Raw genomic sequence first — 13702 nt, 5'->3', positions numbered from 1 at the left:
TGATGGCAATGAGTGCCCATGCAATTGAAACGCTTATTCGTGAAGGCATTCCTGATGCTACTGTAACAATTCGTGATCTTGCTGGAGATGGGGAACATTATGCTGCAGAAGTTATTTCTGAAAGTTTTCGTGGTAAAACCCGTGTTCAACAACATAAAATGGTCTATGATGCCCTTAAAGGCAATATGGGAAATGACCTTCACGCCTTAATGTTGCAAACAAATGTCCCAAAATAATCTAAAATTTTTTCTTGCATTCACACATTTAATACGATTAAAAGCAGTATGGATATAAATTACACACTGATAAAAATCTGAAATATCGAGGGATAAAAATGACCACTGTTCATGATTTTATTGACAACGAAATTAAAACAAACGACGTCATTTTATTCATGAAAGGAACACCTGACGCTCCGCAATGCGGGTTTTCAGGACAAGTGGTTCAAATCCTTGATTATTTAGGATTGAATTATAAAGGGATTAATATCTTAACTTCTAACGAATTGCGTCAAGGGATTAAAGATTACTCAAATTGGCCAACAATTCCACAGCTTTATATCAAAGGTGAATTTATCGGAGGCTGTGATATTGTTAAAGAAATGTTTCAAAACAATGAGTTACAGGAACTTTTGAAAGAAAAAAATATTCCCTGTAATCAATCATAGGTATCTTTCATTTTATTCAGACTCTTAAAAAGAGCTGTTTTCAGACGAAATTTTTATTTCAAGGATGCCATATGTCATATTCAGTCGATGAACAAACGCATAGAGATGCGATTAGAAACAAAATTGGCTATAAAGAATTTGTTATTCTTATTGCTTCGCTTATGGCTATTAACGCTATAGCTGTTGATATTATGCTGCCAGCTATGCCCAATATTTTAGACGGCTTAAATGTTCTCAATGAAAATGATCAACATTATATCATTTCGAGTTATCTTATTAGCTATGGCATTGCTCAAATATTTTTCGGTCCAATAAGCGATAGGTATGGACGACGTAAACTTATTCTTCTCGGGCTTGCTTTTTATTCATTTACGGCGATTGGCTGTGCCTTTGTAACTGATTTTTCTCTCTTGCTTATTTTACGTATCTTGCAAGGTATTGGAGGGGCTGCTATGCGGGTTCTTACAGTTTCCGTCGTACGTGATCTTTACAGTGGTCGAAAAATGGCAGAAGTTATGTCTATTGTTATGATGGTTTTTCTTGTTGCACCAATGGTTGGTCCCGCAACAGGACAGATCATTTTACTGCTCGGACATTGGCAATATATTTTTATTTTCATGGCAATGATTGGTTTAGGACTGATGATTTGGATTCAACTGCGCTTGCCTGAAACTCTTTATACGCAACGCTCTCTTTCCTTTTTTTCAGTTAAACACAACTTATGGATTGTAATAACCAATCGCACAACACTTTGCTATACACTTGCAACTTCCATTATTTTAGGCTGTATCTTTACCGCCGTTAATACATCACAACAAACATATGAAGGGATCTATAATCTAGGACTTTGGTTCCCTATTGCTTTTGCAGTTGGTGCTGCATTTCAAGCTCTATCATCATTCTTTAACTCTCAACTCGTTGGACGCCTTGGAATGCGGCGTATTGCTCATACTATGCTTTTGCTCTTTTGTGCCGCTTCATGCATTTGGTTTATTGGGTCCATCTTAGCAGGTGGTGTTATCCCTTTTCCTTTTTATATGACGTTATATTGTATATTAATGTTTACCTGCGGTGGTATTATGGCCAATTTCAATACACTCGCTCTTGAACCTGTAGGAGAAATAGCTGGAACAGCTTCTTCTGTATCCGGCTTTCTTCAAACATCTATCGGTGCAGGACTTAGCTTTTTTATTGCCCAACAATTTGATGAAACAACCATCCCAAACTCAGCAGGATTTTTCTTTCTGAGTCTCACTGCCATACTTCTCGTCTTATGGGCTGAACGTGGTCATCTTTTTAGACAATATCATAGTAATCCTAACGAATAAATATTACTATGAAAGATTAATAACATCTCTCTTGAACAATAAGAAACAATAAGAAGATAAACCTATCAGACAAAATAAAACATCTCCAAATAGAACACTCTTGTGTTAACATTCACATTGTTTGTTTAAAGGTACAGCTCTCGAAATATCAAATCATTTCACGACAGCACCCATAAATGGTATAATGTGAAAAAACAAACATACCTATTGTTGCAACAACTCTTGTATGTGAAACGGTTTATTAAAAAATATTTTTATTCTTTTCTTCAATAGTTTTTATGAAAACGGGCTGGTCTCTCATCTCATGATAGGCAAACAAACAGTTTTGATTGATTTAACCTGAACAAGATCGAAATAAGAGAAAAACTTACGCTTTAGGTCTTTCTTTCAATATAAAAAATAATAAATTATCCTTATAAATTAATATCTTAAACAATCATAAAACTATAGGGAATTTTCCCCATTTATAAAATACATTTAATTAATAAATTTTCCTGATTTTGGAAATCCTTTTGGAACCAAACGCCCAACTCCCGCACGCGTTCCCATCCATTCAAAGAGATCGTCCGCCTGACGGTTAAAGATTCGTTCAGCTGTATCTTGCCAACTTAAGCCTTCTGATAAATTAAAAGTCTTGGCATCAACAACACCACCTTCTTTATAACGCTGTAAACGAACACCTTTACCGCGATTCATTTCTGGTATTTGTTCAATAGAAAAAATAAGCATTTTACGGTTTTCACCAACTACAGCCACATGATCACCATTTACCGGAACACAAAGCTTTACCTTATCAGGAGCTTTCACATTCATCACTTGCTTTCCTTTTCGTGTATTGGCGATCACTTCTGCAGAAGAAACAATAAAACCATTACCGTGAGATGAAACCAAGAGCAATTTTTCCTCGGCGCGATGCACAAAAGCTGTGAGAACATCGTGCTCATCATCCATATCAACTAAAAGACGAATAGGTTCACCATGTCCCCGCCCTCCAGGTAAACTATTTGCACCAATAGCAAAAAACTTTCCACCCGTACTGATCAGCACAATCTTGTCGGTTGTAAATGCCGGAAATGCTAACTTTAAACTGTCTCCTTCTTTAAAAGAAAGCGCTTTATAATCGGTCAAATGTCCCTTCAAAGCGCGCATCCACCCCTTTTCAGAAATAACAATAGTAATCGGTTCTTTTTCGATCATTGCTTGTTGAATATCATCAAGATCATGTCTTGGTGCCTCTTCAAACGTCGTACGTCTTTTCCCCAAGAGTGTTTCAGGACCAAAAGTGTTTCGAACTTTTTTGATTTCTTCTGAAATTATTTTCCACTGTTTTATAGGAGAAGCTAACAAATTCTGTAGTTTTTCTTTTTCAGCTTTCAAACTTTCAAATTCTTTACGAATTTCAAATTCCTCAAGTTTACGCAAAGAACGCAAGCGCATATTAAGAATAGCTTCAGCTTGATTTTCTGTTAATTCAAACCGATTAATCAGCTTCTTTTTCGGTTCATCCTCTTCACGAATAATCTGAATGACCTCATCGAGATTTAAATAGGCAATAAGATATCCATGAAGAATTTCCAATCGGCTATCAATTTGATCAAGCCGATAATGAGAGCGACGAATAAGCACTTCTTGACGATGTTCAAGCCATTGCTGCAAACTTTCTCGTAAAGAAAGAACATTGGGTATTTTTCCCAAAGACAAAACATTCAGATTGAGGGGAAATCTTACTTCAAAGTCAGTCAATTTAAAAAGAGACTCCATAAGGAGCTCCGGATCAACCGACCGATTTTTAGGAACCAGCACGATTCTGATATCTTCTGCTGATTCATCTTGGATATCCTCAAGCATTGGCAATCGGCGTGCAAGCAATAACTCTGCTGTTTTTTCAATAAGACGTGACTTTTGAATCTGATAGGGAATTTCAGTCACAACAATCACATAAGAACCACGGCTACCAGGTTCCTGATGCCAACGTGAACGCAAGCGAAAGAATCCACGCCCAACACGATAGGATTCCTCAATACTTTTTTTAGGTTCAACTAAAATTCCCCCCGTCGGAAAATCAGGACCAAGAACGAATTGATTTAATGCCTCATCATTTACATCGGGATGCGCAATCAAATGGAGTGCTGCATCACAAAGCTCAGCAACATTATGGGGTGGAATAGATGTTGCCATACCAACAGCAATACCAGAAGAACCATTTGCTAAAAGATTAGGGAAAGCTCCTGGTAAAACAACCGGCTCTTCATCTTCCTCATTATAGGTTAAACGAAAATCAATAGCATTCTCATTAATTCCTTCAAGTAACAATGCAGCCACTTCAGTCATACGTGCTTCCGTATAACGCATGGCAGCAGCATTATCACCATCAATATTACCAAAATTGCCTTGCCCATCAACCAACGGATAACGAACAGCAAAACTTTGAGCCAAGCGCACCAAGGCATCATAAATAGACGCATCCCCATGAGGATGAAATTTTCCCATGACATCACCAACAATCCGCGCACATTTCGCATAAGACTGTCCAGGATTTAGTTTGAGAAGACGCATCGCATGAACAATCCGCCGGTGGACCGGCTTCAATCCATCACGTACATCAGGCAATGCACGGTGTGTAATCGTAGAAAGTGCATAAGCCAAATAACGTTCCTGTAAAGCAGAGCGTAATTCTATTGGTTCAATATGTTCTTTATCAAAAGGTAAATTCATTTTATCAGACATAGTATTAAAACAACAATTCCCACAATAATAAGAAATTATTTTATAGGATTTATTTAGTGAAATCTTCTATGAGTCGGCTTTTTTATTAAAAGTCAATTACATAAAAACAAACGCTGCAATTAGAACATGAACAGAAAATTATATCAATTTGAAAAATTTATACATGTCCGTCCCCCTTGTCCTAAGTAATTTATTGAAAGCTTTGTCAAATCCGACGATAATTTAACTGCCCACAAAGAGTTATTTCATCCTTTCTGGAATGACAAAAGCACCTTTCAAACATCGTCTTTTATTATAAAGATAAATTGTATAACAATCCCCTTCAGTTTTTCTATGAAAAACTAAAAAATATTCAAAACTTATGAAATTTAAACTTTTTAGAGTAAGTCCATAGAATGGAAAATCACATTATTTTCATAAAAACGAAGAGACACAATTCTCTGCTACAACGTTGTAAAAACTTCAATAAAAAATAAATAATATATTGACACATAAAGATAATTCATTTTTTTCAACTAAAATGAGACTCCCGAATATTATAGAGTTCTTTCATTTCTAATTTATTCATGATCAAGCAATCATAATCATTTCCTCACCTATCACAAGTGGAAGAGCCACTATAGAAACAAGGAATAAAAATGCCTCGTAAAGAATCAACACACTAGCGTTTTTACCTATCTAAATTTCACAAACAACCACACACACCGATAGCTCTTGAAAGGCATCAAAACTTCACTCTACGTAGAAAAGATGAAAACAATCCATTATCAACTTTATGAGCTATTTTTGTGAGTAGGAGCCATGCGGATTCCTAAATCACGTAATTGTGTAGGAGAAACATCAGACGGAGCACTCATCAAAAGATCAAGCGCCTGTTGATTCATAGGAAATAAAGCAACTTCACGCAAATTTTTAACACCTTGCAACAGCATAATGATGCGGTCAATTCCTGCAGCCATACCACCATGTGGTGGAGCCCCATAATGGAATGCACGATAAAGACCACCGAAACGATCTTTCACAACTTCCTTAGAAAGTCCTACAAGTTCAAAAACTTTAAGCATCATTTCTGGTAAGTGATTACGAATTCCACCTGATGCAATTTCATAACCATTGCAAACAAGATCATATTGAAAAGCTTTAATAGTAAGAGGATCTTGACAGGCAAGGGCATTTTCTCCCCCTTGAGGCATGGAAAAAGGATTATGTGCAAAATCAATCTTTTTTTCATCTTCATTCCATTCAAAAAATGGAAAATCAACAATCCACGCCAAAGAGAAACTATCTCTATCAAGAAGATCTAATTCTTCCCCTACCCTTGTGCGTGCTGCTCCGGCAAAAGATGAAAACTTTTTTGGATCGCCAGCTACAAAAAAACAGGCATCCCCACTTTCAAGCCCAAGCTGTATACGGATTGCTTCAGTCCTCTGTTCACCAATATTTTTGGCAATAGGCCCTGCTCCTTCAAATTTTCCTTCTTCTTCACGCCAAAAAATATAACCGAGCCCTGGTTGCCCCTCACCTTGTGCCCATACATTCATACGATCACAAAAAGCACGACTTCCACCCGTTTTAGCTGGAATAGCCCACACTTGAGCATTCTCATCATTCGCTAAAATTTGAGCAAAGACTTTGAAACCAGAGTTATAAAAATGCTGAGAAACATCTTCCATAATGATCGGATTCCGGAGATCAGGCTGATCAGAACCATATTTTTGCATTGCTTCATCATAGGAAATGCGAGGAAAGCTTTGTGTCACAGTCTTTCCATCTGCAAATTCTTCAAAAATAGAACGCATAATAGGTTCCATAGTTGCTAAAACATCTTCTTGCTCAACAAAACTCATTTCAACATCTAATTGATAAAATTCACCAGGAAGACGGTCGGCCCTTGGATCTTCATCTCTAAAACATGGAGCAATCTGAAAATAACGATCAAAACCTGACATCATCAACAATTGTTTATATTGCTGTGGCGCTTGCGGTAACGCATAAAATTTTCCCTGATGAACACGACTTGGAACCAAAAAATCACGCGCTCCTTCCGGCGATGAAGCTGTCAAAAGTGGCGTCGTAAATTCCGTAAAACCATTATTTTGCATAGCCCGTCTCATAGCCGCAATAATTTCAGTCCGACGCATGATATTTTTGTGCATAGTCTCCCGACGCAAATCAAGAAAACGATATTTTAATCGAATATCTTCTGGATAATCAGGCTCACCAAAAACCGGTAAAGGAAGCTCATCAGATTTCGAAAGAATTTCTACCTCTTGTGCAAAAATTTCAATCTCACCTGTTGGAAGCGTTGCATTAATAACCTCATCAGAACGTGCACACACCTCCCCATCCACACGAATAACCCATTCAGAACGCACTTTTTCAATAACTTTAAAAGCTGGTGAAGCAGGATCAGCAACAATTTGTGTGATTCCAAAATGATCACGTAAATCCACAAAAAGAATCCCTCCATGATCACGAACACGATGAACCCACCCCGAAAGACGAACTTGTGTTCCTACATCACATCTACGAAGAGCCGCACAATGATGACTGCGATAACGGTGCATGTTTTTTACCTTTGATTATAATATTCACATGCGCTACAAACGCTTTTTAATAACCATTTGTCAAGATATGAGAATAAAAACTCAAAAATAAAGTCAATAAAGCACAAATTTAATTTATCGAATTATAATAAAATGATGAATCTTATTACACAAACAACAGATCTTGAAATTGCACTTAACGCTCTACGTACCTCTGATTTTGTAACAGTCGATACTGAGTTTATCCGCGAAACAACTTTTTGGCCTCAACTGTGTTTAATCCAGCTCGCATCACCAGATGTCACAGTTTTGATTGATCCCATAGCACCAGATATTGATTTACAACCTTTTTTTGACCTTATGATCGATAAAAAAGTTGTAAAAGTTTTTCATGCTGCGCGCCAAGATATTGAAACAATTTATCATCTTGGAGGTGTTATTCCTTCCCCTCTCTTTGATACGCAAATAGCAGGATCAATTTGTGGATTTGGTGATTCTATCTCCTATGATCAAATTGTACAACGCTGCACGGGGCATCATCTTGATAAATCCTCCCGCTTTACAGACTGGAGTTACCGCCCTTTGTCTGAAAAACAACTGCTCTATGCACTTGCCGATGTAACTTACTTAAGAGATGTTTACCTGTTATTGAAAAAAAGGTTAGAAAAAAATCAACGTGCTCACTGGATGGACGATGAAATAACAATCCTTTTAAATCCTAAAACCTATGATATGCCAGAAGATGAAGCATGGAAAAAAGTGAAAGGAAAAATTAAAAAGCCACGTGAACTTGCTGTATTACAAAAGATAGCAGCTTGGCGGGAACGTGAAGCACGAAAATACAATATGCCACGTCGTCATATCATAAAAGATGAATGTCTTATAGAAATAGCAACCCAACAACCAAAAGATGAATCTGCATTAAAGCGGTTGCGCAGTCTTAATAAGAACTGGGATAAACTCTCAATTTCTCAATCATTAATCAAAGCTGTCCACGAAGGATTAGAGGTGGATCTTTCTACTTTACCCCCCATTCCTAAACATAATCCACTCAATGATACGACGGCCGCTGTTATCGATCTACTCAAAGTGTTATTAAAAATTGTTGCAAATGAAAACAGCATTGCCCCTAAAATTATTGCAACATCTAATGATTTAGAAAAAATTGCCAATGGAGGAATAAAGAAAAATATTCCCGCTATGAATGGCTGGCGCTATGAAATATTTGGTCAAAAAGCCGAACAACTGCTAAAGGGCCAGATAGGATTTTACTTTAACGATGGAAAAATAAGCACAAAACAGCTTTAATTTACATTTTTATTTTAAAAATCCATTATGATACATATAATCTACATCAATTGGTATGCCCTATAGGCCAACGCAAATAGGATAAATAAAACCTACTTCTGACAAAGTTAAAAACTTGAATAGTAAACTCTTATTAAAAATGACAGATAAATCTTTATTAGATCAATCAAATAGCAATCTTATTAAGAAAATCTAAAAAAACAGACAGCTCCTCATTTAAAAGTTTTAAAAAGAAAAAGCTCTGATAATAAAAGCGTATTCATTACAAAAATAGTAGCCTAGCAATCGGAACAAACAAAGATATAATGCCTCACGTCACCATATCGTATTAAAAAAAACTACCGAGATTGCAATCTAACAATCAAAAACGATCCAGCATAACAACTAAAATACCTAACAAAGGCAATATATTTATTTATAAAGATAATCTAGCGTTATTTATATTAAATTAGCCCCCGAATATCGTAAGTTTCTCTCATTCCATCTCAATAAGACTCATAAAGTTTTACATAAGAAATTATATGATAAAGCGCTGTTTTTTTTATAGATTAAACACCTTTCAAAGGATTCAAAAATCATGGTTAATAAATAGTTATGATTTATTTTTATTTTTTATAGTGGAAGGATTTTATAATGACTGAAATGATATTCTTTTGCCAGACCGTGAAAGTGCAAAACTGTTTCATATGAGTATTTCAACATTCCGCCGTCATGTAACCAATGGATCTCTTCCAAAACCTTTAAAGTTTTGTTTTTTATCGCGTTGGTTACAATCGAATCTTATCAAGATAATCGAGCAAGCTAAACAGAAACGTTATAACGACGCAGCATAAAAGAAAACCTTTTCACGTAAAAATGGACAAGGCTTTTCATTTTCACATGAAGCTTATGAAGTGAAAAATCCATCCTGTGACGCAAATAACAGAATAAAAAATATGTTTTCTTTTATGAACGCTCAGGGCATTACAAATGCCTTGCATGGAGTCTGGCTTGGGCGTTATGGAACAAGTCCTATTGTCCAGCTCGTGATGATAGATTGCCTAGTTTATCCCTTGTCAATGGCCCTATTATAAGACATAAAACACGAATAAATTAGAAAAAAATCAAAAAATTTCAAAAGCGAGAGGTTGTTTTATTATTTTTGATAACTTCTGTAATCGTCCAAGAGGACGTTCTCCTAATAACCCAGCGAAATTCTTTGGGATCTGCAGGATAATATGATCTGCTTTTTTATGCCACAATAAATGAGGTAAAATTCCTGCAACAGAAGCACTAAAAAGATGAGCAATACGCATAGTTTCGCCAAGAATACGTGCTTTTTCAATTATATTTTGAGTTGCTAATTGAAAAATGGGAAGAGATTCTTTATCAACCAATAAACTCGTATTGCGAAAAAAAACAGCAAGCGCTGCATAAAGGCGCCCTTCATGAGAAATTCCTGGATAAGATCCTAAAGCTATTTGATTTGCTGCTTCATTGCCTCGATAATCTGGATGTATACGCCAACCAATATCTGCAAGAAGACAAGCGGCTTGACGATAACGGCATTCATTTTCGGTTTCTGAAATTCCAAAAACTTCAAAAGCATTCGTCGTAAAATCAATGAGTTCTTCTGCTTGTTTTGGTGAACGTGCCCGTAAAATAGCCATTTCTGTGCATGCTGCAATGAGAGGATCTGAAAGCCGAATCGCCTGCGGCAAACGTGAATAAAGAAAACCTTCACGAACGCCAGCACCAGAAAAGATTATCTTTTCAAACTCCATACACTGAATGAGTTCAATAAGAACTATTGCCCCATAAGATAAAAGTTTTCGACGATTCTGAGAAACCGCTGCAATCCCTCTCATATTATCAATATTGCCACGTGCTACAAGACGTAAAAAGTTCTCCATTTCAACGGCATCAACTTCATAGCCATGCATAACAGGGAGCCGATAGTGTTTCATTGCCATATGGAGTTTTGCCAAATTACGCCATGTCCCCCCTACTGCATAAAAATAACGTGCTATACCTTTACGAGTACGAACAACAGACGATTTATAAAATTGCTCATGTACAATTTTTGTAGCTACAGCACTATCATTATTTGACATATACTGTAGCCTTAAACCACCCAATGGAAGAGTTATCCCTTCACCAACATCAGAATGATCAATATCAATCAGCTCAAGACTTCCACCACCAAGATCCCCAGAAATACCTTTTGGTTGATAAAAAGTAGACACAACTCCATATGCTGAATACATAGCTTCTTCACTTCCTGAAAGAAGATATATTTTATTTTGCAAAATATCTTCAGCATGCTGAATAAATGCTACGCCATTCTGTGCATCTCGTGCTGCTGCTGTTGCTAAAGTATAGACCTCATCTGCCCCAATCTGTCGACAAAGCGTACGAAACCGTTTCAGTGTTTGCAACGCCATTTTCATCGATTTTTCTTCTAAAAATCCCGTTTTTGCCACACCATGACCGAGACCACAAAGAATCTTTTCATTAAACAAAACTGTTGGTGATCGAACAAGCCCCTCATAAATAACCAACCGAACAGAATTTGAGCCAATGTCAATAACAGCAACAGGCTTACACCCTTTTAACCGACCTTGAGCATCTCTATATGTCATTGGATTTCAGTCTTTATGTATTTCGGCTTGTTGCCGATGCAACGCAACCAAGCGCGAAACAGAAGACTCAAAAGACTTATTTTCCCCCGCAAAACTTGTATTGGCCATAAAATACTCCTGCGCATTAAATAGACTTTCACCTATCTGCGGTGTAATACGTTTTGATGTTCCATCCTTAAGTATATCAAAGCTTTGTTGATTATCAATGATATTAGCTAACATAATCTGTAAAAGAATTTTTTGACGGACTATTTTATTAAAAACTGGAACCAATATTTCAATACGATAGTCCAGATTACGAGGCATCATATCAGCAGAGCCCAAGTAAACGATTGCATTTTCATTAGGCAAATCTTGACCATTCCCAAAACAAAAAATGCGACTATGTTCAAGAAAACGCCCGACAATTGATTTTACACGAATATTATCCGAAATTCCTAGAATACCAGGACGTAAACAACATATCCCCCGCACAACCAAATCAATTTGCACCCCTGCTTGACTAGCACGATATAAAGCATCAATAATTTCAGGATCTACCAATGCATTAACTTTCATCCAAATAGCAGCAAACCTTCCCTGTTGTGCGTAAACAATTTCTTCCTCAATATGCTCTAAGATACGACCACGCAATGTTAAGGGTGAAAAAGCAATCTTCATTGTTTCATTTGGACGCTCATATTGCGCAATATAATTGAACAATAACGCAACATCATGAGCGATATCATCATCTGTGGAAAAAAAAGAAAGATCGGTATAAGTTTTAGCGTTAATGGGATGATAATTTCCTGTCCCAAGATGAACATAAGAGCAAAGACGTTTTCCCTCACGTCTCACAACCAATGACATCTTAGCATGCGTTTTTAATGCAATAAAACCAAAAATAACTTGAACCCCAGCACATTCAAGATCTCGGGCCCAACGAATATTTGCTTCCTCATCAAAACGTGCTTTAAGTTCTACCAAAGCAGTCACAGACTTTCCCTGTTCAGCTGCTTCAATCAAAGCGCCAACAATTGGACTATCATTTGATGTACGATAAAGTGTTTGTTTGATTTCCACAACATCAGGATCGCAAGCAGCTTGACGTAAAAATTGGACAACAACATCAAATGTCTCATAGGGGTGATGAATCACAATATCATTTTCACGAATAGCCGCAAAACAATCCCCTTTATGTTTACGAATACATTCTGGAACACGAGAAATATAAGGAATAAATTTGAGATCATCACGAGGAATAGAAACAATTTCTGATACCGTATTAAGCGCTAAAAATCCATCAAGAACATTAATACAATTATCAGGAACAGCGAGACTATTCGCTATAAATTGACGTAAACTCTCTGGCATTTTTGCGTCAAACTCAACTCGAATAACCTGCCCACGGCGCCGCCTTTTAAGAGCAATTTCAAAAAAGTGAACAAGATCCTCAGCTTCTTCTTCTACTTCAATATCGCTATCTCGGATTACTCTAAATGTACCAATTCCTTTAACCTCATAGTTAGGAAATACATGTTTAATAAAAAGGCAAATAACATCTTCAGATGCAATAAAACGAAAATGATTGCCTTCTTGAGGAAGAAGAATAAAACGCCTTAAAAGCATTGAAATAGACAACAACACTATGTGTGAGTTCTGATCAGTTTCTCCAGACAATTGAAGCGCAATAGAAAGCCCTAAATTAGGAATAAATGGAAAAGGATGAGTAGAATCAACAGGCAAAGGTTTTAAAACAGGAAAAATTGTCTCAAGAAAATATTTTTCAAGCCATAATTTTTCAATTTCTGAAAGATCATCAGAACAAATAATTTCAATATCATTCTTTTTTAATTCATCACGTAAAACATTCAATTCTCGTAGTTGGTGAGCCTGCAGCTTTAAAATCTCAGCTAATACAATATCAAGTTGTTCCTGTGGAGTGTGCCCATCTGCACTGCACGCTGTAACGCGAGCACGAATTTGAGCTGCCAGTCCTGCAACACGAACCATAAAAAACTCATCAAGATTTGCAGCTGAAATAGAAAGAAATTGTAGACGTTCTAATAAAGGATGTTTCGAATTAGCCGCTTCCATCAAAACACGATTATTAAATTGTAGCCATGAAAACTCTCGATTAATAAACCGTACCGGATTTTTCATTGTTATATTCGATATAGAAATTTTATTTACCACCCTCTGTTCCATATATCCTAAATAATTTTCTTTTATATTTTCTAAAATCCTTGACAAAATATCTCACATAATATTTGATAATATGTTATCATCATAATAATATATCAATGCTTAACTTCCCTCATCATTTTTCCATTTAATATTTAAAAATACTTGGAATTATTGCTATGCGCAAAGCACTAAAAGCTAAGACAACTATTCTAATATAGCATAAAAGAAGAGAAATTTGTCTTAAAAAGCATCTTGCATTATTATACGCTTTATTACAAACTCACGCCTATAAAATAGAAGAGCCCAATCATAGCTGATGAGAAAATTTATTCTGGAGTT

The 13702-nt window shown here is 36.4% G+C and carries 9 protein-coding genes; 5 read left to right on the top strand and 4 right to left on the bottom strand.

The window, feature by feature from the left end; genetic code table 11:
• Positions 1–2 precede the first annotated feature (2 nt).
• The 3 genes from ACFILH_RS07850 to ACFILH_RS07840 all read left to right on the top strand — a co-directional run bounded on the left by ACFILH_RS07850 (position 3) and on the right by ACFILH_RS07840 (position 1995).
• Positions 3–236, top strand: coding sequence for a BolA family transcriptional regulator (locus tag ACFILH_RS07850; protein ID WP_273791183.1), 234 nt, complete (start codon positions 3–5; stop codon positions 234–236).
• Between the two features lie 98 nt (positions 237–334).
• Positions 335–667: a Grx4 family monothiol glutaredoxin gene (grxD, locus tag ACFILH_RS07845; protein ID WP_375606638.1), complete on the top strand. Its 333-nt coding sequence runs from the start codon at positions 335–337 to the stop codon at positions 665–667.
• A gap of 71 nt (positions 668–738) precedes the next feature.
• On the top strand, positions 739–1995 hold the full coding sequence (locus ACFILH_RS07840) for a multidrug effflux MFS transporter (RefSeq protein ID WP_273791185.1): 1257 nt from the start codon (positions 739–741) through the stop codon (positions 1993–1995).
• Between the two features lie 477 nt (positions 1996–2472).
• Here ACFILH_RS07840 and parC read toward each other — a convergent pair whose 3' ends face one another.
• The gene (parC, locus tag ACFILH_RS07835) at positions 2473–4722 is read right to left on the bottom strand and encodes a DNA topoisomerase IV subunit A (RefSeq protein ID WP_273791186.1); all 2250 of its coding nucleotides are present in this window, start codon (positions 4720–4722) and stop codon (positions 2473–2475) included.
• Positions 4723–5495: 773 nt separating this feature from the next.
• On the bottom strand, positions 5496–7289 hold the full coding sequence (gene aspS / locus ACFILH_RS07830; RefSeq protein ID WP_375637467.1) for an aspartate--tRNA ligase: 1794 nt from the start codon (positions 7287–7289) through the stop codon (positions 5496–5498).
• A 132-nt stretch (positions 7290–7421) separates the two neighbouring features.
• On the opposite strand from aspS, the gene rnd reads away from it, so the two are divergent.
• Positions 7422–8576, top strand: coding sequence for a ribonuclease D (gene rnd / locus ACFILH_RS07825; RefSeq protein WP_273791188.1), 1155 nt, complete (start codon positions 7422–7424; stop codon positions 8574–8576).
• A 647-nt stretch (positions 8577–9223) separates the two neighbouring features.
• Complete coding sequence (locus ACFILH_RS07820; protein WP_375643226.1) at positions 9224–9409, top strand: helix-turn-helix transcriptional regulator; 186 nt, start codon at positions 9224–9226, stop codon at positions 9407–9409.
• A 270-nt stretch (positions 9410–9679) separates the two neighbouring features.
• Here the strand turns inward: ACFILH_RS07820 and ppx are convergent, their stop codons facing one another.
• Together ppx and ACFILH_RS07810 are read right to left on the bottom strand one after the other, a co-directional pair.
• Complete coding sequence (gene ppx, locus ACFILH_RS07815; RefSeq protein ID WP_375667616.1) at positions 9680–11197, bottom strand: exopolyphosphatase; 1518 nt, start codon at positions 11195–11197, stop codon at positions 9680–9682.
• Positions 11198–11203: 6 nt separating this feature from the next.
• Positions 11204–13384 carry an RNA degradosome polyphosphate kinase gene (locus ACFILH_RS07810; RefSeq protein WP_375667614.1) on the bottom strand — a complete coding sequence of 727 codons (2181 nt, stop codon included), beginning with the start codon at positions 13382–13384 and terminating at the stop codon, positions 11204–11206.
• Positions 13385–13702 lie beyond the last annotated feature (318 nt).

Source organism: Bartonella sp. CL435QHHD (assembly GCF_042195095.1).
Lineage (GTDB): Bacteria > Pseudomonadota > Alphaproteobacteria > Rhizobiales > Rhizobiaceae > Bartonella.
The sequence above is the reverse complement of the archived record's forward strand: the minus strand, read 5'-3'. Positions and strand labels throughout refer to the sequence as shown.

Excerpts from the sequence above, each read along its gene's own strand:
- rnd (WP_273791188.1), top strand. The coding sequence starts at position 7,422 with ATGATGAATCTTATTACACAAACAACAGATCTTGAAATTGCACTTAAC.
- ACFILH_RS07810 (WP_375667614.1), bottom strand. The coding sequence starts at position 13,384 with ATGGAACAGAGGGTGGTAAATAAAATTTCTATATCGAATATAACAATG.
- aspS (WP_375637467.1), bottom strand. The coding sequence starts at position 7,289 with ATGCACCGTTATCGCAGTCATCATTGTGCGGCTCTTCGTAGATGTGAT.
- ppx (WP_375667616.1), bottom strand. The coding sequence starts at position 11,197 with ATGACATATAGAGATGCTCAAGGTCGGTTAAAAGGGTGTAAGCCTGTT.
- ACFILH_RS07840 (WP_273791185.1), top strand. The coding sequence starts at position 739 with ATGTCATATTCAGTCGATGAACAAACGCATAGAGATGCGATTAGAAAC.
- parC (WP_273791186.1), bottom strand. The coding sequence starts at position 4,722 with ATGTCTGATAAAATGAATTTACCTTTTGATAAAGAACATATTGAACCA.
- ACFILH_RS07850 (WP_273791183.1), top strand. The coding sequence starts at position 3 with ATGGCAATGAGTGCCCATGCAATTGAAACGCTTATTCGTGAAGGCATT.
- grxD (WP_375606638.1), top strand. The coding sequence starts at position 335 with ATGACCACTGTTCATGATTTTATTGACAACGAAATTAAAACAAACGAC.